Source organism: Pseudomonas sp. F(2018), from assembly GCF_005508865.1.
Classification (GTDB): Bacteria; Pseudomonadota; Gammaproteobacteria; order Pseudomonadales; family Pseudomonadaceae; genus Aquipseudomonas.
The window spans coordinates 541,831-561,545 of record NZ_SCOM01000001.1; the positions used below are offsets into that span (position 1 = coordinate 541,831).

The 19,715-nt window shown below is 65.5% G+C and carries 21 protein-coding genes; 9 read left to right on the forward strand and 12 right to left on the reverse strand.

Annotated elements, in window-relative coordinates:
• Nucleotides 1-4 precede the first annotated feature (4 nt).
• Nucleotides 5-1,051 (forward strand): recombinase RecA, encoded by a 1,047-nt coding sequence (recA, locus tag FFS62_RS02540; RefSeq protein WP_043308566.1) that lies wholly within the window; start codon nucleotides 5-7, stop codon nucleotides 1,049-1,051.
• 37 nt (nucleotides 1,052-1,088) lie between these two features.
• Nucleotides 1,089-1,544, forward strand: a complete 456-nt coding sequence (gene recX, locus FFS62_RS02545; RefSeq protein WP_371920102.1) for a recombination regulator RecX — start codon at nucleotides 1,089-1,091, stop codon at nucleotides 1,542-1,544.
• Nucleotides 1,545-1,595: 51 nt separating this feature from the next.
• Here recX and FFS62_RS02550 read toward each other — a convergent pair whose 3' ends face one another.
• Nucleotides 1,596-2,675: an LOG family protein gene (locus FFS62_RS02550; RefSeq protein ID WP_137971238.1), complete on the reverse strand. Its 1,080-nt coding sequence runs from the start codon at nucleotides 2,673-2,675 to the stop codon at nucleotides 1,596-1,598.
• Between the two features lie 204 nt (nucleotides 2,676-2,879).
• On the opposite strand from FFS62_RS02550, the gene FFS62_RS02555 reads away from it, so the two are divergent.
• Nucleotides 2,880-3,071, forward strand: coding sequence for a hypothetical protein (locus FFS62_RS02555; RefSeq protein ID WP_137971239.1), 192 nt, complete (start codon nucleotides 2,880-2,882; stop codon nucleotides 3,069-3,071).
• A gap of 2 nt (nucleotides 3,072-3,073) precedes the next feature.
• Here FFS62_RS02555 and FFS62_RS02560 read toward each other — a convergent pair whose 3' ends face one another.
• The gene (locus FFS62_RS02560) at nucleotides 3,074-3,475 is read right to left on the reverse strand and encodes a quorum-sensing-regulated virulence factor family protein (protein ID WP_137971240.1); all 402 of its coding nucleotides are present in this window, start codon (nucleotides 3,473-3,475) and stop codon (nucleotides 3,074-3,076) included.
• Between the two features lie 122 nt (nucleotides 3,476-3,597).
• Here FFS62_RS02560 and FFS62_RS02565 point away from each other — a divergent pair, with 122 nt between their 5' ends.
• Nucleotides 3,598-4,311 carry a tRNA-uridine aminocarboxypropyltransferase gene (locus FFS62_RS02565; protein ID WP_137971241.1) on the forward strand — a complete coding sequence of 238 codons (714 nt, stop codon included), beginning with the start codon at nucleotides 3,598-3,600 and terminating at the stop codon, nucleotides 4,309-4,311.
• Nucleotides 4,312-4,463: 152 nt separating this feature from the next.
• Here the strand turns inward: FFS62_RS02565 and FFS62_RS02570 are convergent, their stop codons facing one another.
• Entirely contained in the window at nucleotides 4,464-5,345 is an 882-nt protein-coding gene (locus FFS62_RS02570; RefSeq protein WP_137971242.1) for a DMT family transporter, read from the reverse strand.
• Between the two features lie 124 nt (nucleotides 5,346-5,469).
• Here FFS62_RS02570 and erdR point away from each other — a divergent pair, with 124 nt between their 5' ends.
• On the forward strand, nucleotides 5,470-6,120 hold the full coding sequence (gene erdR, locus FFS62_RS02575) for a response regulator transcription factor ErdR (protein WP_137971243.1): 651 nt from the start codon (nucleotides 5,470-5,472) through the stop codon (nucleotides 6,118-6,120).
• A 70-nt stretch (nucleotides 6,121-6,190) separates the two neighbouring features.
• Entirely contained in the window at nucleotides 6,191-6,556 is a 366-nt protein-coding gene (locus FFS62_RS02580) for a diacylglycerol kinase (RefSeq protein ID WP_137971244.1), read from the forward strand.
• A gap of 30 nt (nucleotides 6,557-6,586) precedes the next feature.
• Here the strand turns inward: FFS62_RS02580 and FFS62_RS02585 are convergent, their stop codons facing one another.
• The 7 genes from FFS62_RS02585 to FFS62_RS02615 form a co-directional block, all read right to left on the reverse strand.
• The gene (locus FFS62_RS02585) at nucleotides 6,587-7,918 is read right to left on the reverse strand and encodes a DUF58 domain-containing protein (RefSeq protein WP_137971245.1); all 1,332 of its coding nucleotides are present in this window, start codon (nucleotides 7,916-7,918) and stop codon (nucleotides 6,587-6,589) included.
• 10 nt (nucleotides 7,919-7,928) lie between these two features.
• Entirely contained in the window at nucleotides 7,929-8,864 is a 936-nt protein-coding gene (locus tag FFS62_RS02590) for an AAA family ATPase (protein WP_371920103.1), read from the reverse strand.
• Nucleotides 8,865-8,995: 131 nt separating this feature from the next.
• Nucleotides 8,996-10,309: a DUF4350 domain-containing protein gene (locus FFS62_RS02595; protein WP_137971246.1), complete on the reverse strand. Its 1,314-nt coding sequence runs from the start codon at nucleotides 10,307-10,309 to the stop codon at nucleotides 8,996-8,998.
• Nucleotides 10,306-11,892, reverse strand: coding sequence for a DUF4129 domain-containing protein (locus FFS62_RS02600; RefSeq protein WP_137971247.1), 1,587 nt, complete (start codon nucleotides 11,890-11,892; stop codon nucleotides 10,306-10,308). Before FFS62_RS02600 ends, FFS62_RS02595 begins: the two co-directional genes overlap by 4 nt.
• Nucleotides 11,879-12,859 carry a stage II sporulation protein M gene (locus FFS62_RS02605; protein ID WP_137971248.1) on the reverse strand — a complete coding sequence of 327 codons (981 nt, stop codon included), beginning with the start codon at nucleotides 12,857-12,859 and terminating at the stop codon, nucleotides 11,879-11,881. The genes FFS62_RS02600 and FFS62_RS02605 overlap by 14 nt, the downstream gene beginning before the upstream one ends.
• Nucleotides 12,856-13,578, reverse strand: a complete 723-nt coding sequence (locus tag FFS62_RS02610) for an RDD family protein (protein ID WP_137971249.1) — start codon at nucleotides 13,576-13,578, stop codon at nucleotides 12,856-12,858. Before FFS62_RS02610 ends, FFS62_RS02605 begins: the two co-directional genes overlap by 4 nt.
• Before the next feature lie 93 nt (nucleotides 13,579-13,671).
• Nucleotides 13,672-14,427, reverse strand: coding sequence for a hypothetical protein (locus tag FFS62_RS02615; RefSeq protein ID WP_137971250.1), 756 nt, complete (start codon nucleotides 14,425-14,427; stop codon nucleotides 13,672-13,674).
• Between the two features lie 163 nt (nucleotides 14,428-14,590).
• Between FFS62_RS02615 and sbcB the strand changes: the two genes are divergently transcribed.
• Nucleotides 14,591-16,030 carry an exodeoxyribonuclease I gene (gene sbcB, locus FFS62_RS02620; protein WP_137971251.1) on the forward strand — a complete coding sequence of 480 codons (1,440 nt, stop codon included), beginning with the start codon at nucleotides 14,591-14,593 and terminating at the stop codon, nucleotides 16,028-16,030.
• Nucleotides 16,031-16,089: 59 nt separating this feature from the next.
• Here sbcB and mvaT read toward each other — a convergent pair whose 3' ends face one another.
• The gene (gene mvaT, locus FFS62_RS02625) at nucleotides 16,090-16,467 is read right to left on the reverse strand and encodes a histone-like nucleoid-structuring protein MvaT (RefSeq protein ID WP_137971252.1); all 378 of its coding nucleotides are present in this window, start codon (nucleotides 16,465-16,467) and stop codon (nucleotides 16,090-16,092) included.
• Nucleotides 16,468-16,781: 314 nt separating this feature from the next.
• Between mvaT and purU the strand changes: the two genes are divergently transcribed.
• Both purU and FFS62_RS02635 read left to right on the forward strand, forming a co-directional pair.
• Nucleotides 16,782-17,633, forward strand: a complete 852-nt coding sequence (gene purU, locus FFS62_RS02630; RefSeq protein WP_137971253.1) for a formyltetrahydrofolate deformylase — start codon at nucleotides 16,782-16,784, stop codon at nucleotides 17,631-17,633.
• A gap of 16 nt (nucleotides 17,634-17,649) precedes the next feature.
• Entirely contained in the window at nucleotides 17,650-17,835 is a 186-nt protein-coding gene (locus FFS62_RS02635; protein WP_137971254.1) for a hypothetical protein, read from the forward strand.
• On the opposite strand, the gene FFS62_RS02640 is transcribed toward FFS62_RS02635, so the two are convergent.
• Nucleotides 17,836-19,710 (reverse strand): methyl-accepting chemotaxis protein, encoded by a 1,875-nt coding sequence (locus FFS62_RS02640; protein WP_137971255.1) that lies wholly within the window; start codon nucleotides 19,708-19,710, stop codon nucleotides 17,836-17,838.
• Between the last annotated feature and the right edge of the window lie 5 nt (nucleotides 19,711-19,715).

Here is a 19,715-nt window from a genome sequence, read left to right on the forward strand (position 1 = left end):
GGAAATGGACGAGAACAAGAAGCGCGCGTTGGCGGCAGCCCTGGGACAGATCGAGAAGCAGTTCGGCAAGGGTGCCGTGATGCGCATGGGCGACCACGAGCGCCAGGCGATTCCGGCCATTTCCACCGGCTCCCTAGGCCTGGACATCGCGCTCGGCATCGGTGGTCTGCCGAAGGGCCGTATCGTCGAGATCTACGGTCCGGAATCCTCGGGTAAGACCACTCTGACCCTGTCGGTCATCGCCGAGGCCCAGAAGGCCGGCGCCACCTGCGCCTTCGTCGACGCCGAACACGCCCTGGACCCGGACTACGCCGGCAAGCTGGGCGTCAATGTCGACGACCTGCTGGTTTCCCAGCCGGATACCGGCGAGCAGGCCCTGGAAATCACCGACATGCTGGTGCGCTCCAATGCGGTGGACGTGATCATCGTCGACTCCGTGGCCGCCCTGGTGCCCAAGGCCGAGATCGAAGGCGAGATGGGCGATGCCCACGTCGGCCTGCAGGCTCGCCTGATGAGCCAGGCGCTGCGCAAAATTACCGGCAACATCAAGAACGCCAACTGCCTGGTCATCTTCATCAACCAGATCCGCATGAAGATCGGTGTGATGTTCGGCAACCCGGAAACCACCACCGGCGGTAACGCGCTCAAGTTCTACGCCTCCGTGCGCCTGGACATCCGTCGTACCGGCGCGGTGAAGGAAGGCGACGAGGTGGTCGGCAGCGAGACCCGCGTCAAGGTCGTGAAGAACAAGGTGGCCCCGCCGTTCCGCCAGGCCGAGTTCCAGATCATGTACGGCAAGGGCATCTACCGCACCGGCGAGATCATCGACCTGGGCGTTCAGCTCGGTCTGGTGGAGAAATCCGGCGCCTGGTACAGCTACCAGGGCAACAAGATCGGCCAGGGCAAGGCCAATGCCGCCAAGTACCTGGAGGACAATCCGGAAGTGGGCGGTGCCATCGAGAAGATCATCCGCGAGAAGCTGCTGGTCGACTCCGCTGCCCGTGGTGCGGTCGAGGCGGATGCCGACGAAACGGCCGACCTGGACGCCTGATCGGTTCGCCTGAAGCATGGAACGCTCCGTGAGTGGCATGCTCGATAACCCGGTCGCCGTGCGCCGGGTGGCCATGGACCTGCTGGCGCGGCGCGAACATGGGCGGGTCGAGCTGGTGCGCAAGCTGCGCCAGCGCGGCGCGCCGCAAGAGCTGATCGACAGCGCCCTCGACCGTCTGACGGAGGAGGGGCTGCTGTCGGAGGCCCGCTATCTGGAGAGTTTCGTCGCCAGCCGTGGCCGTGCTGGCTACGGCCCCCTGCGCATCCGCGAGGAGCTGGCGCAGCGCGGCCTGCCCAGGCCCGAGATCGAGCAGGCGCTGAGCGAGACTGGTGTCGATTGGGGCGAGCAGCTGCGTGAGCTGTGGCGGCGCAAGTTCGCCGGCCAACTGCCGGTGGATATGCGCGAGAAGGCCAAGCAGGCGCGCTTTCTCGCCTACCGTGGTTTTTCCCAGGAGCAGATTGGTCGCCTGCTACGCGGCGCCAGTCTCGACTGACTTCCCCTTGAGCCCGGAGCTTTCCCCTCTCCGGGCTCCGTTTTTTTCGGTTCAGCCGTTCTGTGCCCAGTTCTGTGGCAGGTTGATGAAGTCCACCAGCTCGCGCAGGCGCCCATGGTCGCGCGCGTTGAAGTGGAACGCCAGGCGGCGCAGGTCGAACAGCTCTGGCTCGTCACGCTCCTTCTCGCTGGCCGCCTGCTGCTGGTAGTCGCCGCTCAGGCACAGGTCGGCGAACTCCTTGTTCAGCACCCGCATGGCTGCCTCGCTCAGCGGGTGGTTCATGCGGATCACGAACTGGCCCTTGAGCCAGCGCGAGGAGTGGTAGTTGCGGTAGAAGCGGGCGATCTCCTGGCCGGCCTCCTCGGCGCTGTGGACCAGGCGCACCAGATGCATATCGCTGGGCAGAATGTAGTGGCGCTCCTGCAGTTGGTCGCGAATGACGCGCAACAGCTCGCCCCAGTAATTGCTGTCCGGCTCGTCGAGCAGAACGATGGGCACCAGCGGGCTCTTGCCGGTCTGCACCAGGGTCATCACTTCCAGCGCCTCATCCAGGGTGCCAAAGCCGCCGGGGCAGAGCACCAGGGCGTCGGCTTCCTTGACGAAGAACAGCTTGCGCAGGAAGAAGAAGTGGAACGACAGCAGGTTGCCGGTGCCATGCACGGTGGCGTTGGCGCCCTGCTCGAACGGCAGGGTGATGTTGAAACCCAGGCTGTTTTCCAGCCCGGCGCCCTCATGGGCGGCGGCCATCACGCCGCCACCGGCGCCGGTGACCACCATCAGGTCAAGGCGGGCCAGGGTACGGCCGAGGTCGCGGGCCAGGGCATAGACGGGATGGTCGGTCGGCGTGCGGGCCGAACCGAAGACCGTGACCTTGCGCCGGCGCTTGAACTGTTCGAGCGTGCTGAAGGCCAGCTCCATCTCGCGCAGGGTCTGCAGCATGATCTTGGCGTCCCAGCGGTTGCGGTCGGCCTGGGCCATGCGGATCACGGTGGTGAGCATTTCCTGGTAGAGGGGCAGGTTGGGACTGTTGGCGGGAACCACGAGGGCGGCCAGCTCCTCCACTTTGCTGGTCAGATCGATGCCGCTGGTATGGAAGTGCCGGGACAGATAGTCATCCGGTTCATAAGGCATAGACATCTCCTTCTGCTGAGGCAGGCCCGCTGCCACTCCCTGCGGCGCCAGGCCCTGCTGAGAGTATGGCCCGCGGCATGACGCTTTGACGGGCGAAGAGGTGGCGCCGTTCGTCCGTTGAGAGTGAGCGGCGATGCACCTCTGATTTACTTGCAGGTAGCGATGCATGCGCCCGCCGTGGCGCCTGGAAAGGGAGGGGCAGGTATGCCCAAGTTGACGCTGGAGGTGGATCTGGAGCTGTACCGCATGCTGGTGCGGGCGGCGCAAACCAACGATCTGAGCCTGGAAGAGGAATGCTTGCGACGACTGGAGGGCGGGGTGCGCCGCTCCAGCTATATGCAGGCGCTGCTGGCCGAGCTCAGGGCCGACGGCGAGCAGCGACGCAGCAAGGGCTGAGGTTACTGCAGGCCGCAGTCGGCCTTGGCGAAACGCTCGACGGCGACCGGACGGTTGCTCTTATATTCGCTGAACTGGTAGCGCAGCACCGCGCCACTGCCCAGCAGGCGCAGGTAGCCCTGGTTGTTGCACACGCTGGCTGCCAGTTGCTGGCGCACCGTATCCGGATTGGCGCGCATCTGCTGGGCGTGGCCCTGGCGCACGCTGAGATGATTGACCAGCTCGTTGCCTTCCACCGTATAGCCCTGATCGAGAATGTCCTCGTTGATCGCCCGTGGCGTGCCGGCGCTACTCTCCTTGGCGACCTGCTCGAGCATCTTGGTCAGCTCGTGTTCCTGCAGCGAGGCGGCCTGGGCGGCGGGCAGAAAAGCAGCGAGGGCGAACAGGGCGATAAGGCGGGGCATGGTGATCTCCAGATAAACGATGCTGCCTTCGACCGGTGCTCCTTGCCCGGGTTCAGCAGGTGGCCATCTTACTCCCTGCCGACGGCGAGAGTAGACTGCGCGCCTTTCCCGTGGAGTCCGTCATGAGCCATGCCGTCGCCCGCCTGCGCGCCGAGCGCCTGGCGCGCAGCCTCAAGCCCTTCGTGTCCCGTGGCTCGCGCTCCGAGCGTTGCCCCGGCTGTCGGGTGATCCCCAGCTACTGCCTGTGTGCCTGGCGGCCAAAAGTCGAAGTGCAGGCCGGCGTGTGCCTGCTGATGTACGACGTGGAGGCGCTTAAGCCGAGCAATACCGGCTGGCTGATCGCCGATCTGGTGGTCGACACCCACGCCTTCGGCTGGCAGCGCACCGCGGTCGATCCGCGCCTGCTGGCGCTGCTGGACGATCCGCAATACGCGCCTTGCGTGGTGTTTCCTGGCGAGTACGCCGAGCCCGAGCGGGTGATCGAGGAGTTGCCGCCGCTGGCGACGGGCAAGCGGCCGCTGTTCATCCTGCTCGACGCCACCTGGACCGAGGCGCGCAAGATGTTCCGCAAGAGTCCCTATCTGAACCGTTTCCCGGTGCTCAGCCTGAAGCCGGAGCAGCTGTCGCGCTATCGCCTGCGCCGGTCCAAGCGCGACGAGCACCTGTGCACCGCCGAGGTGGCCGCGCTGTGTCTGGAACTGGCCGGCGAGTCGCAGGCGGCGGTGGCGCTGGATGCCTGGCTGGATCTGTTCACCGAGCATTACCTGGGCGCCAAGCACCGCCGCGTGCTGGATGAGCAGAGCCCGGCACATCAGGCGCTCAAACCTTTCCTGTGAATTCCTCGGAACCCGTTCAGGGCCTAGCGGGCTAGAAGAGCCAGGCCAGGCGGCGAAGGAGCGAGGGCGCGAAGTTTACATAGGGTAAACGAGCGCCTGAGCCCCTTCTCCAACAACCCATGGCCGACGCGCAGCAGGCCTTGGATAGGTTCTCAGGCCTTCTTCGGCCACAGCTGGGCCAGCAGCATGCCGGCGAACATCAGCGCGCAGCCGAAGTAGCCCTTCAGCGCCAGCGCCTCGCCGAGCAGCAGGGCGCCGGCGATGGCGGCGAACACCGCCTCCAGCGAGAGGATGATGGCGGCGTGGGAGGCGATGGCATGTTTCTGTGCCACCACCTGCAGGGTGAAACCGACGGCCACGCCGAGCAGGCCGCCATAGAGAATGGCCGGGCCGGCGGCGAGAATCGCGTCCAGGCGGATTTCCTCGAACACCACCGCCAGGATCAGGCTGAGTAGCGCGCAGGTGGCAAATTGCAGCAGAGCCAGGCGCAGCGGGTCATGGCGGCTGGCGAAGAAGCTCACCAGCAGCACGTGCACACCCCAGACGAAGGCGCCGGCCAGTTGCAGCCAGTCGCCGGAAGCCACCTGGAAGCCTTCGCCGACGCTGAGCAGGAACATGCCCGCCACCGCCAGGCCGGCCCCCAGCCAGGTACCGGTGCCGGTGCGGTGACCGATGAACAGACCGAGCAGCGGCACCACGATGACGTAGAGTCCGGTAATGAAGCCGGAGTTGGTCACGCTGGTGAACAGCAGGCCGACCTGCTGCAGGTTGATCCCCAGCGACAGCGCCAGGCCCATGGCCAGGCCGCCGAACAGCAGGCCACGATTGAGCGGGGCGGGCTTGTGCGCGCTATCGCGGCTGCCTAGCCAAAGTACCAGTGGCAGCAGGGCCAGGGTGGCGAGGGCGAAGCGCAGGCCGGTATAGAGGAAGGGACCGATGGCATCCATGCCCAGGCGCTGGGCGACGAAGGCGGAACCCCAGATCATCGCGGTCAGCAGCATCAACAGATCGGCGCGCAGGGCTTGGCTTCGCATGGTGCATCTCGGCAGGAAAAGCTGGCGACTTTGCCGCAAAGCAGGGAACTTGACCACCCCGTCACGGCTCGGCATGCTGGGCGCCGCCTCGCTAGCCAGCTCGACAACAACAACAGGAAAGCACATGGCCGCTTACGAGATTCTCATCGCCGACGACCATCCCCTGTTTCGCAGCGCCCTGCAGCAGGCGCTGACCCTGGGCCTGGGCCCGGATGTGCGCCTGGTCGAGGCGGCCAGCATCGCCGAGCTGGAAGCCTGCCTGGGTGAGAAGAGCGACTGGGACCTGGTCCTGCTCGATCTGAACATGCCTGGCGCCTACGGCTTTTCCGGCCTGGTGCTGCTGCGCGGCCAGTACCCGCAGATCCCGGTGGTGATGATCTCGGCCCAGGAAGAGGCGGCCGTAGTGGCGCGCTCCCGCGAGTTCGGCGCCAGCGGTTTCATTCCCAAGTCGAGTTCGCTGGAGACCATCCAGCAGGCCGTGCGCCAGGTGCTGGACGGCGATGCCTGGTGGCCGCCGCAGGCGTTCGCCGCGGTCAGCGTGTCGGCCGAGGCCAAGGCCGCCAGCGCCGGCCTGGCCAGCCTGACGCCGCAACAGTTCCGTGTGCTGACCATGGTCTGCGAGGGGCTGCTGAACAAGCAGATCGCCTTCGAGCTGAGCGTGTCGGAAGCCACCATCAAGGCTCACGTCACCGCCATCTTCCGCAAGCTGGGCGTGCGCACCCGTACCCAGGCGGCGCTGTTGCTGCAGCAGATGGAATCGATTCCCGGGCAATGAGCCCTTCACGCATTTTTGACGGTGCGGCCTCTAAGGTGCCGACCCTCATTGCACAGGACAGTAGTTCTTCATGTCGCCATTCAAGGGCCAGACCGGCCTGAAACGTATCCTCAACGCCGCCGGCTATTCCTTCGACGGCCTGCGTGCGGCCTTCACCGGCGAAGCCGCCTTCCGCCAGCTGGTGCTGCTCAACGTGGTCCTGGTGCCGCTGGCCTTCTGGCTCGATGTCAGTCCTGTGGAGCGAGCGCTGATGGTGGCGGTGAGCATGCTGTCGCTGATCGTCGAGCTGCTCAATTCGGCGATCGAGGCGGCCATCGACCGCATCTCCCTGGATCGCCATCCGCTGTCGAAGAACGCCAAGGACATGGGCAGCGCCGCGCAACTCACTTCGCTGGCGCTGATCACCCTGGTCTGGGCGATCATTCTGATCGGCTGAGGCCGATCTCCGCCCGGACGCTGGTCCGGGTTAAAGAACCCCAGCCTTCTTCCAGGCCAGATAACGCCCGACCAGTTCCGGTCCCAGCTCGTTCGGCCTGGCATCCAGCACTGGCACGCCGTGGGCGAGCAGGCGCTCGTGCAGGCCGGCGCGAGCGTTCAGGTAGTCGATCGTGCCGCAGTAGGCCAGGGCCTGCTCGTAGTCCTGCACCTGGGTGTGGCGCAGGCGATCCAGCACTTCTTCCCGCAGGCTGGCGATCAGCACGCGGTGCTGGCGGCCCAGGCGCTTGACCGCGCCGAGCAGCTCCTCGTCGTCCTCGTCGCGCAGGTTGGTCACCAGCACCACCAGGGCGCGGCGGCGCTGACGGGCGAGCAGGGCGTTGATCGCCGCCGCGTAGTCGGCCGGACGGCGGGTGCTGTCGAGGGCGTACACGGCGTTGAGCAGGCTGCTGATATGGGCCTGCCCCTTGACCGGTGCGACGTACTGGTCCTGATCGCCGGCAAAGGTCGCCAGGCCCACCGCGTCGCCCTGGCGCAGGGCCACGTAGCTGAGCAGCAGGCAGGCGTTGAGGGCGTGGTCGAAGTGCGACAGCTCGTCGTCCTGGCTGCGCATGCGGCGGCCGCAGTCGATCAGGAAGACGATCTGCTGGTCGCGTTCGTCCTGGTACTCGCGAGCGATCGGCGTGCGCTTGCGCGCGGTGGCCTTCCAGTCGATCTGGCGCAGGGTGTCGCCGTCACGAAATTCGCGTAGCTGGTGGAACTCCAGACCGAGGCCGCGGCGTTGGCGCTGGCGCACGCCCATCTGGCTGAGCCAGTCGTCCACGGCCATCAACTGGGCGCCATAGAGGCGGGCGAAGTCCGGGTAGACGCGGGTCTCGCTGGTCTGGTCGATAAAACGGCGCGACTGCCACAGGCGCAGCGGGCTGGGCAGCAGCAGCTCGCAGCGCGGGAAGCGGAAGTGCCCGCGCTTGAGCGGGCGCACCCGATAGCCGAATTCGGTCTGCTCACCCGGATGCAACTCCACCTGCTGCGGCAGGAACTCGAAGTCCATGTGCTCGGGCAGATGGTCGAAGGCCTGCACCGCCAGAGCCTGGCGATAGTCGTGGTGCAGGGTCAGGCGCACCTCGCTCCAGCGTCCCAGTGGCAGGTTGCCCGGCAGCTGGCGCTCCAGACGCGGCGACGGCAGACGGCGCAGCCAGGCGGCATCCAGACCGGCGATCAGCAGCAGCGCCAGCAGCAGGCCCCACCACAGCGGCTGCAGGGTCTGCGGCAGCTTGATGCCGAGCAGCGGCAGCGTGCCGAGGACGATGGCCAGGGCCAGCAGGCCACCGAGCAGGCCGAGGAACAGGCGGGATGGCTTCATGCGTTGGCGATCACAGGCGCGGCGCCGGAACCTGGTCGAGCAGCTGCTGCAGCACCTGATCCACCGACAGCCCCTCGATATCCAGCTCCGGCGCCAGGCGCACGCGGTGGCGCAGCACGGCCAGGGCGCAGGCCTTGACGTCGTCCGGCACCACGAAGTCGCCGCCGCGCAGCAGGGCGCGGGCACGGCCGCCACGCACCAGGGCGATGGAGGCACGCGGGCCGGCGCCCATGGCCAGGCCCGGCCAGCTGCGGGTGGCGCGAGCCAGGCGCACGGCGTAGTCGAGCACCTGGTCGTCGATCGGCAGGTCGCTGGCGATCTTCTGCAAGGCCAGGACGTCCTTGGCCTGCAGCAGAGTGCGCAGCGGCGCCACTTCGAGCATGTCGGCCTTGGCCGAGCGGGTCACCTGGCGTACCAGGCTCAGCTCCTCGTCGGCCTGCGGGTAGTCCATGCGCAGCTTGAGCATGAAACGGTCCAGCTCGGCTTCCGGCAGCGGGTAGGTGCCCTCCTGCTCGATGGGGTTCTGCGTGGCCAGCACCAGGAACGGCTGCGGCACCGGCATGGCGCGGCCCTCCAGGGTGATCTGGCGCTCCTGCATCACCTCAAGCAGGGCGGCCTGGGTCTTGGCCGGCGCGCGGTTGATCTCGTCCGCCAGCAGCAGGTTGGTGAAGGCGGGGCCCTTGCGCAGCTTGAACTGCTCGGTCTGCAGGTCGTACACGGCGTGTCCGGTGACGTCGCTGGGCATCAGGTCCGGGGTGAACTGGATGCGCGCGAACTCGCCACCGAAGCACTTGGCCAGGGCGCGCACCAGCAGGGTCTTGCCCAGCCCCGGCACGCCCTCGACCAATACGTGGCCGCCGGCGATCAGCGCGGTGAGCACGTCGTCCACCACCGCGCGCTGGCCGACCACGGCCTTCTGCAGCTCCAGGCGCAGGGCCTGGAGCATCTGGCTGGCGCGCTGGCGCTGCTGGCCGGCAGGGTTGGCGGGAGTCGCGGCGGCTACGGCCGGTGCGACAGGGGCTTCGACCTGAGCCGCGGGTGCTTCGGGATTGGTGCTGGGTTGCTGCGGAATTTCGCTCATAGGGCATTCCTGAGAGTTTGCAGGTTGGCGACCTGGCGGGTGAAGTCGGCGGCGGACAGACGCTGGGTCGGCAGCGGGCGCATGGCTGCGCTGACGGCGCCACTGGGTAGACGGGTGAGGCGACCGAGCACCTGCCACTGTTCGGCGACGGGCAGGCGTTCGAAACCGGGGTGGCGGTGACGGGCGCGGCGCAGGATGTCGCGCTGCAGGTTGCTCAGCAGGTGCTGCTGGCCGGCGCGGCGCAGCAGGAAGTCGGCGGCGGCGCGCAGGTGTTCTTCGAGCTGGCGACGGGTGTGGGTCGGTGCCGCCAGCAGCGGGCCGTGGCGCATGCCGACATGCCACAGCAGCAGGGCGATCAGCAGGGCCAGGGCGGCGAGGGCGGCGGGGTAGTGCTTGAACAGCTGGCTGAACAGGTCGGCGCGCTCGGTGCTGTAGACCAGGGTCACGGCGCTGTCCTGGCTCAGGTACCAGAGCAGCCAGGCGTTGTCGTAATCGCCGATGCTGTGGTTCTGCCACAGCCAGGCGTCCGTCACCACGGTGACCAGGCCCTCGCCATGCTCCAGCTGCAGCATGTGGGTGGCGTCGCCACTGTTGGCCCAGGCATAGGCGCGGTTCTCGGTGTCCAGCAGGTGGAAGCCGGTGTCGAACTCGACGTAGGCCGGCGCTTCCTCGTTCTCCAGGTAGATCTTGGTCAGCTCGGGGTAGCGATCTTCCTCGCTCTCTTCCTCGCTGGCTTCGGATTGCTCGGGCTGCTCGTCATCGGCGGCATCGACATCGCTTTCCAGTTCGACTTCGGACTCGGCGTCGACATCCAGCTCCTCGTCGTCGACAGCCGATTCGTCGTCGCCGGCCTCGGCTCCGGCGTCCTCGCTGTCCTCGTCTTCATCCTCTTCGTAGGTGCTGCTCTGCTGCACGCCGAGGCTGTCCAGCAGCATGTCGCCGCTGCGGCCTTCTTCCTCGTCCCAGACCTCTTCGGCGACGAACACCAGGTGGCCGCCCTTGGCGGCCCAGTCCAGCACCAGCTTGGCCTGGCGAGGCGTCATGTTGTGGCGCGGGCCGAGCAGCATCAGGGTCTGCCCGGCCGAGGGCAGGCCGTTGAGTGCATCCAGGCCATCGGCACGTTTGACGCTGATCTTCTGCTGGCGCAGGAACATCTCCGCGGCCAGGTAATCGTTGGCGCGGGCCTCGGGGGCGGGGCCGTGTTCGAGGGTTTCCTCGTAGGGCTGCAGTTGCTGCACGGCAAGCAGGGCGAGCCAGCCGAGTGCGATCAGCAGGATGCCGCCGAGGGCGATCTTCAGCGGGCGGCTCATGCGGCGATCCCCTGGGCGAACAGGCGGCGCCAGCCCTCGCAGAGGCCGCGCTTGAGATTCTCCGGCGGCAGGCGGTGACCGTAGGCGAGGTTCTGCCAGTGGCGGGTCAGTACCTGGCTGAAGCGGCTCAGCTCGTCACGCTCCAGGCGCTCGACCAGTTGCAGCACTTCGCCCTCGGTATGCGAGCCCTTCAGCGGTAGACGGAAATCATGCAGCAGGCGGCTGAGCAGCGCGCGGTAGAGCAGGCCGAGGGCTTCGCGCGGTTGTTCCGCCCAGAGTCGCTCGGCCTCGCCGGCCACGTCGTCGGGCAGGCTTTCCGGGGCGAGCTCCAGGCCGAACAGCTGGCTCGGCATCTCGCGCACGCGGCGCTGTGGCAGGCCGAGGCGGCCGACGAAGGTCTCCAACCACTCGCGGTAGCGCCACAGCAGCAGGGCGATAGCCAGCACCAGCAAGGCCCAGAGCACGACCTCGAAGGCCAGGGCGACCACGTCGAGCTTGCGCCACCATTCGCCGAGCTTGAACAGCTTCTTGATCAGCTCGGCGAAGCTTTTCACCTCTTCCTCGGAGGGCTCCTCGGCCTTCTCCTCGTCGCCGAAGCGCCAGCGGGTGACGGTCTCGCGGTTCTCGAAGGGGGCAGCGTCCAGCAGCTTGGCGATGCTGTCTCGGGCGGCCTGGCTGCTCAGCGGCTGGTTGAGCAGGCGTTCGGCGTCGGGGCCCATGGGGTCGTCGAAGGGCACCGGGCAGCTGCCGCTGGGCTCGTCGGCCAGAGCATCGCCGGCCGGCAGCATCAGGGTCAGGGTGGCGCAGGCCAGCAACAGGGCGTAGGCGCTGCCGATCAGGCGCTGGCGCAGGCGGCGGAAGGTCAGCTCGATGTCCCAGGCTTCCAGGTCGGTGCGCCGATTGAGGTAGAGGGTGAAGCCGCAGGCGACGTAGATCGGTTCCCAGAACACCAGGATCAGGGCGTAGACCAGGTTGGAGACATGCTCCAGCCACAGCCACTTGCCGCTGCTGGCCTGGATCAGGGTGTCCCAGTCCAGCTGGGTTTCCATCTGCTGCGGCACCATCAGCCAGATCAGCGTGGCCATGCCCATCCACAACAGCATCTCCAGATGCACGCCGAGTATGGTCAGCCAGGCGGCACCGCCCGAGTGGCGTTGGCCGAGCACGGTCAGGCGCTTGCTGCGCGCATCGCCGACGAGGCCTTCGAGCTGCAGTACCGGCAGGTCGAAGCTGCGGGTCGGGCTCAGGCGCCGCCAGGTCAGGCTGGCGAGCAGCTGGGGCTTGAGCAGGCGCGGCAGGGCCTTGAGCGCCTCCTTGAGCGTCGGCGTGTCGCCGAACAGCGAGCGCGACAGGATGTGCAGCGGCAGGCGCTCCCAGGCCGGCTTCAGCCACCAGAACAGCAGAGCGGCGATGGTAGGGTACTGCCAGAGCAGGGCGGTCAGTAGCGCAAACAGCGGCAGGGTCACGATGGCCCAGCTGGCCATCAGCAGACTGGCGTGGCGACGAGCCAGGAGCACGCCCAGGTCGATGGCTTCCCAGGCGGTGCGCGGGCGGATGGCGACGCTGGCGTCAGTCAGGCGCATGGCGGGTCCGTCCGGCGAACAGGAAATAGGCGATCACCAGCGACCACAGACCGGCGCCGACCCAGTATTTGGTGACGGGCGTGGCATAGGTCATGGAGGACCAGTAGGCCTCGACGAAGGCGGCGATCAGCAAGAACAGGATGACCCCGGCGACCAGCTGGATGGCCTTGCCGGCGGCCTGGCGCAGGGCCTCGCCACGCCCGAGGCGACCAGGGGCGAGCAGGGCCCAGCCGAGCTTGAGGCCGGCGGCGCCGGCGAAGGCGATGGCGGTGAGTTCGAAGGCACCGTGGCCGATGACGAAGGACCAGAAGGTTTCGCTGTAGCCGATGCGGGTCAGGTGGCCGGCAACGGCGCCGATCACCAAGCCGTTGTAGAGCAGGAAGAACAGGCTGCCGAGGCCGAAGATCAGGCCGCTGGCGAAGGTCTGAAAGGCGATGCCGATGTTGTTCATGATGTAGAAGCCGAACATCATCCAGTCGTCGCCGGAGTCGCGCTCGGCGAAGCGGCCGATGCGCCGGGCGGCCGGGTCGTACATCTTCTCCATCTCCCGCACCTGCTCGGGGTCCATCAGGCTGTAGATGATGTCCGGGAACAGCCAGGTGAGCAGGCCCATGCCGATCAGTGCGCCGAAGAACAGCAGGGTGCCGGCCAGCACGGCGCGCCATTCGCGGCGCACCAGCTGCGGGAATCCGGCGATGACGAAACCGATGATCTGCGCACCCAGGTGGCTGCGGTGACGGTAGAACTGCTGGTGGCCACGCATGGCCAGCTGCTGCAGCTGGTCGATCAGGTGGCTGCTGTAGCCGCGCTCCTGGGCGAGGGCCAGGTGCTGGCACAAATGGCGATAGTCGGCGGCGAAGCTCTCGCAATCCTGACGCTCGACCTTGCCCTTTTCCAGGCTGCTCAGACGCGCCTCGAAGCGTTGCCAGTCGGTGCTGTGGCGCTGTTCGAACAGGTGCTGTTTCATGCCGAACCCACCAGGCCGCGGGCGATGCCGTGCAGGCGCGTTTCGGCATGTTCCGGCAGGCTTTCCAGGGGCTCGGCCAGGATGCCGGCCAGCTCGGCGCGGCGCGCGCTGGAGAGGCTGGCGCGGCGCTCGGCGAAGTCCAGTACGGCGCGCTGTTCGGCCAGGTTGAGGGGGAAGGGCGCACGCTCGGCATCCGCCTCGGGAATCTGTGGACGTTTCAGTTCGTCGTCGCGGTAGACCACCAGGGTGCCGGCGGCGAGGTCGCCAAGACGTTTGAAGCTCGGATGGCTGAGGCTGCTGACGGCGCCGACGCAGTAGGCGAACGGCAACATGTCCACGGCGCGCAGCAGGTTGCGGGTCAGCGACGCCGCCCAGCCGACCGGGGTGCCGTCGTCGTGCACCACGCGCAGGCCCATGGCTTTCTTGCCGGGGGTGCGGCCCTGGTTCAGCACTTCGAACAGCACCGGGTACCACCAGTTGACCAGGAAGTAGAGGATGGTGCCGAGGCCCGCGCCGAACTGGCCGAGAATGCCGAGAATGACGAAGGCGGCCACCAGGATGGCGCCGCGGATCAGCAGGTCGATGCCGAAGGCCAGGGCGCGCGGCATCAGGCCGGCGGGGCGGAGAATCAGGTCGATGCCTTCCGGCGTTTCCACCAGGCGGCGGGTATCCAGAAGGGGTGAGTCGGGGAGTTCCGGCTGGGGGCGATTAGGCTGCATCGGTCGACTGCATCGAAGAAAGCCTGATGCTAGCCAGCAGCAGGACGCTAAAGCAATCGGGCCGCCAGAGGCGGCCCGAACTTCTGGACTGGATCAGTTGGCCGGCGGCAGTACGCCGAAGATGGTGCGGTACAGCACGCCCATGCTGATGATGAACAGCGGGATGGTCCAGATCAGGCCGATGCCGACCGGGATCATGCTCAGGCCCATGATGATGCCGAGCAGCAGGAACAGGCCGAAGACCTTGAACCAGTGCTGGCTGATGGCCTTGCGCGAGGTTTCCAGGGCTTGCCACGGCGACAGGCCGCGCTCGACCACCAGAGGGATGGCCAGCATGTAGGCGACGCTCAGGTAGATGCCGGGGATGATCAGCAGGAGCATGCCGACGTAGACCAGAATCATCATCACGATGGCGGTTATCAGCAGCGGCACCAGGCGACCGAAGTGGCTGAAGATCTCGTTGAAGCTGACCGGCTGATCGGCGGCGCGGCGGATGCCGACCATGTTGAGGCCGGCGAGGAACGGGTAGGACAGCGCCGAGGCCAGTACGGTGATGATCAGCTGGGCGATGATGATGCCGGCGATGTTGTCTCCGCTCGCCAGGCCGCCAAAGATGAAGCCGAGCACCGCGGTGGCGGCGAACAGGGCGACGTAGAAGACTATGAAGCCGCCGATGATGATGCCTTTGGTGCCTTTGACACGCTGCCAGGCTTCGCTGAGCAGATCGCCGATATTGAAGTCATAGCCACGGCTGAGAGCCTCGGCGATGGTCGGCACCTGGCCGCTGGGAGCTTCCTGCAGATTGCTGCTGGGTGCGGCGTAGGGGTTAGGAGCGGTGGATTCACTCATGACTGACTGTCCTTGTGGGTGGGAAATTCCTAATCCGGCCATCCTATAGGCGCACCGGGTCAGCGACAAGCCGGGCAGCGTGAGCGATTTCAAGCTTTCGCGGCGGCTGGTTGGATTCGGGCGGGTGCTAGACTGCCGCGGCGATATTTCCGGGGAAAGCATCTTGTCTTCGAGCATCTTCTGGTACGACTACGAAACCACCGGCATCAACCCGCGCTGTGATCGCCCCTTGCAGGTGGCGGGCATCCGTACCGATGAGCAGCTCAATGAGATCGGCGAGCCGCTCAACATCTATTGCCGGCCATCCGATGACATCCTGCCGCATCCGGCGGCCTGCCGGATTACCGGGATCACCCCACAGATACTGGCCGAAAGAGGCCTGGTGGAAGCGGAGTTCATCGCTCGCGTGCATGCCGAGCTGGCGCTGCCGGGCACCTGCGGTGCGGGCTACAACAGTCTGCGTTTTGACGATGAGGTGACCCGCTACAGCCTGTATCGCAACTTCTACGACCCCTATGCCCGTGAGTGGCAAGGCGGCAACAGCCGCTGGGATCTGATCGATCTGGTGCGGGCGGCCTATGCCTTGCGCCCGGAAGGCATCGAGTGGCCACAGGACGAAGAGGGTAGGGTCTCGCTCAAGCTGGAGCGGCTCACGGTGGCCAACGGCATTGATCATGGCCAGGCTCACGACGCGTTGTCCGACGTGCGTGCGACCATCGGTCTGGCGCGCCTGATCAGAGGCAGGCAGCCGCGCCTGTATGACTTCCTCTATCAGCTACGCAGCAAGGCCAAGGTGGCGGAGCAGATTCGCCTGCTGCAGCCGCTGGTGCATGTTTCCGGGCGCTTTGCCGGCAGTCGGCACTACCTGGCAGTAGTACTGCCGCTGGCCTGGCATCCGCGCAATCGCAATGCGCTGATCGTCTGCGATCTGCAGTCCGATCCACAGCCGCTGTTCGACCTGGATGCCGATGGCTTGCGCCGGCGTCTTTATACCCGGCGCGACGAACTGGCCGAGGGTGAACTGCCGGTGCCGCTCAAACTTCTGCATATCAACAAGTGCCCGGTGGTGGCGCCGCTCAAGGTGCTGCGTCCTGGTGATATCGAGCGTCTGCAGATCGACATGGCGCAGTGCGAGCAGAGGGCTTCCGCACTCGGTGAGCACCAGGCGCTGTGGCAGAGCAAGTTGGCTGATCTGTATGCGGCGGATGACTTTGAGCCACTGCACGACCCGGAACAGCAACTGTATGCGGGCTTTCTCGGTGATCGTGATCGTCGGCTGTGCGAACAAGTACGCCACTCTTCCGCTGAGCAATTGGCCCGGGATAACTGGGCATTCAGTGATGAGCGACTGCCCGAATTGCTGTTCCGCTATCGCGCGCGAAACTTCCCCGATTCATTGACGATTGCCGAGCAGCAGCGCTGGCGAGAATTCTGTCGTGATCGGTTGAGCAATAGCGAGATGGGTGCACCGAATACGCTAGCCAACTTCGAGCTGGCGCTGCAGACGGAATGGCCATTGTCGTCACCAGTACAGCAACAGGTGCTGCAGGCCTGGCAGGAACATGCTCGGCTGCTGAGCGAGCGTTATTGCGCGGTAGGCTAGGAAAAGAGGGGGAATAAAAAATGCCGGCAATTGCCGGCATTTTTGATGTTTCGTCGAAATTAACCGAGCAGGGTGGCCCAGCTTTCAACGGTGTCGGCGCCCCACTTGGCTTTCCACTCTTTCAGAGTCTTGTGGTTGCCGCCTTTGGTTTCGATCACTTCACCAGTGTTCGGGTTCTTGTACTGCTTGACCTTGCGTGCGCGCTTGCCGCCAGCAGGCTTGGCCGGCCGAGCGGTCTTGCCGCCTTTGGCACCTTCCGGATCGAGCAGGGCGATGATGTCACGCAGGGATTTCTGGTATTCGCCCATCAGGGTGCGCAGTTTGCCTTCGAACTCCAGTTCTTTCTTCAGCTTGTCGTCCTGCGACAGATTCTTCAGGCGCTCTTGCAGCTCTTTGATGGCTTCTTCAGTGGCGCGGTATTCGTTGATCAGAGACATGTTGTTTTCCCAGTGGCCAGTTGCAGTAGTAAGTAGGTCAATAATAGACAGCGCTAATGGGCAAGTAAACAAGTCGGAAAAGTTTTGCGGGAATTATCTGCGGGTATCTATTCGAGCAATGAGCGGCAGTGGCAAGTAGCGCTAGTTTGTTTCACCATTTGTGCAGCCGCATGACCATTCATTATGGCGGCCCTGAATAGTTGAGCTGTGCAAGTTATGGCTCAATCGGCTGGGGCCGCGCCGGTGAGGGAAGTACTGAAGTTTCATCCGGCTGCGGCTAGAATGGCGCCTCGCAAAGTTCTGGAGTTCCCCACATGCGCACTTTTCGGCTGGTGATCGCCTGCCCGGACCGCGTTGGCATCGTCGCCAAGGTCAGTAATTTTCTGGCTACCTACAATGGCTGGATAACTGAGGCCAGCCACCACTCGGATAACCAGAGTGGCTGGTTCTTCATGCGCCATGAGATCCGCGCCGACTCTCTGCCTTTCGATCTGGACGGTTTTCGCCAGGCGTTCGGCCCCATTGCCCGTGAGTTCTCCATGGAGTGGCGGATCACCGATTCCGCGCAGAAGAAACGCGTGGTGCTGATGGCCAGTCGCGAGTCGCATTGCCTGGCCGATCTCCTGCACCGCTGGCACAGCGATGAGCTGGACTGCGAGATTCCCTGCGTGATCTCCAACCACAACGACCTGCGCAGCATGGTCGAGTGGCATGGCATTCCGTTCCACCATGTGCCGGTCGACCCCAAGGACAAGGCGCCCGCCTTTGCCGAGGTCTCGCGCCTGGTCGGTGAGTACCGGGCTGACGTGGTAGTGCTCGCCCGCTACATGCAGATACTGCCGCCGCAGCTGTGCCAGGAATACGCCGGGCGGGTGATCAACATCCACCACAGCTTCCTGCCGTCCTTCGTCGGCGCCAAGCCTTACCACCAGGCCTCGCTGCGTGGCGTCAAGCTGATTGGCGCCACCTGTCACTATGTCACCGAGGAGCTGGATGCCGGCCCTATCATCGAGCAGGACGTGGTGAGGGTGACCCATCGCGACAGCATCGAAGACATGGTGCGCTTGGGCAAGGATGTAGAGAAGATGGCGCTGGCCCGTGGCCTGCGTTATCACCTGGAAGACCGGGTGCTGGTGCATGACAACAAGACGGTAGTCTTCGACTGACCGTCAGGAGGCGAGGATGAAACGAGGTACGGCTACGCCACCGCCCACCCTGGGTGAGGGCTGTCTGCAGCGTTACGATCCCGAGGCCTTGAGCGAAACCGACGGCACCGAGTTTCCCGATGCCGCCGAACTCTGGCAGCGCCTGCAACAAGCGCCGGAGGGTGAAGATGAGTCGGCGCAGGAGACTCCCGCGCCGGACTGATCAGATGCGGAAGCTGTCGACCAGCTGCTTCAGGCGCGAGGCCTGTTGCTCCAGATCGCCGCAGGCACGCAGGGTGGCCTGCAGGTTCTCCACGCCTTCCTGGTTGAGGGTGTTGATCTCGGTGATGTCCATGTTCAGCGAGTCGACCACGGCGGTCTGCTCCTCGGTGGCGGTGGCCACCGACTGGTTCATGCCATCGATCTCGCCGATACGCTGGGTCACGCTGCCCAGGCGCTCGCCGGCCTGGTTGGCGATGGTCACGCTCTCCTCGCTGTAGCGCTGGCTCTCGGTCATGGTGGACACCGAGTCGCGGGCGTCCACCTGCAGGCCTTCGATCATCTTCTGGATTTCCTGGGCCGACTCCTGGGTGCGGTGGGCCAGGTTGCGTACCTCGTCCGCTACCACGGCGAAGCCACGTCCGGCCTCGCCGGCACGGGCCGCCTCGATGGCCGCGTTGAGTGCCAGCAGGTTGGTCTGCTCGGAGATGCTCTTGATCACCTCGAGGATCTGGCCGATATCCACCGTCTTGCTGTTCAGCGTCTCGATATTGCGGCACGAGGCGCTGATCTTCTCCGACAGCTCGTTCATCGCCACGATGGTCTTTTGCAGCACCTGGCTGCCGTCCTCGGCCAGGTGACGGGCGTCGGAGGCCTGGTGCGAGGCGTCGGCGGCGTTGCGTGCAATTTCCTGGGCGGCGGCGCCCAGCTCGTTGATCGCCGCGGCCACGCTGTTGGTGCGGCTGGCCTGCTCATCGGAGTTGGCCATCGACGAGTTGGAGGCGTTGACCACAAGCTTGGCCACTTCATTGAGCTGCTGAGTGGCCGAGGACACCTCGCGAATCGAGCCGTGAATACGCTCGACGAACTGGTTGAAGGACGAGGCTAGCTCGCCGAACTCATCGCGGCTCTGCACGCTCAGGCGCTTGGTCAGATCACCCTCGCCCTGGGCGATGTCGCGCATGGCCTTGCCCATCACCAGCAGCGGCTGCATCAGCACGCGGATCAGCATGCCCAGCAGGAACATGATGATGACCACGGCGATGATGGTGGCGATGATCGCCGAGGCACGGAATTCGTGCAGGGTGGCGTAGGCCTTGTCCTTGTCGATGGACAGGCCGACGTACCAGGTGACCGAGGGCAGGCCCTTGACCTGGGTGAAGGTGAGCAGGCGCTCGACGCCGTCCAGTTCGACTTCGGACAGCTCGCTGCGGATCTGTGGGGTGTTCTGCGGGTAGACCTCGCGCAGGGTCTTCATCACCAGGTCCTTGTTCGGATGGACCAGGATCTTGCCGTCGGCGCTGACCAGGAAGGCATAGCCCAGGCCGCCGAAGTCCAGCGAGTTGATGATCTGCACCAGCGTATCCAGGCTCAGGTCACCGCCGACCACGCCACTGCTGCCCGCGGGGGTGGCGATGGTGATGATCAGCTTGCTGGTGGCGGCGTCCATGTAGGGTTCGGTCAGGGTCGAGCCCCCGGCGCTCATGGCGTCCTTGTACCAGGGACGGGTTCGCGGGTCATAGTCGGCCGGCATCTCGCTTTCCGGGCGCATGGTGAAGGTGCCGTCCGCCGAGCCCAGGTAGGTGAAGGCGAAAGTCGAGGCCGGTGCCTTGCGTTCCAGGGTGCGGGCCAGCGTCTCGGGAGTGTCGTCCTGCACGCTCTGGGCGACGTTCTCCACCAGCAGGATGCGGCCGGACAGCCAGTTCTGAATATTGCTTGCCGTGACTTCGCCCAGGCTGCGCAACTCGTCTTCCAGATCTTCCCGGATGGCATTGCGTTGCAAGTAGTCGTTGTACAGGGTGAACAGGGAGAAGGCGGCGATTACCACCAGTGAGGCGGCGAGCAGGATCTTGTGGCTGAACTTCAGATTCTGGGTCATGGTCA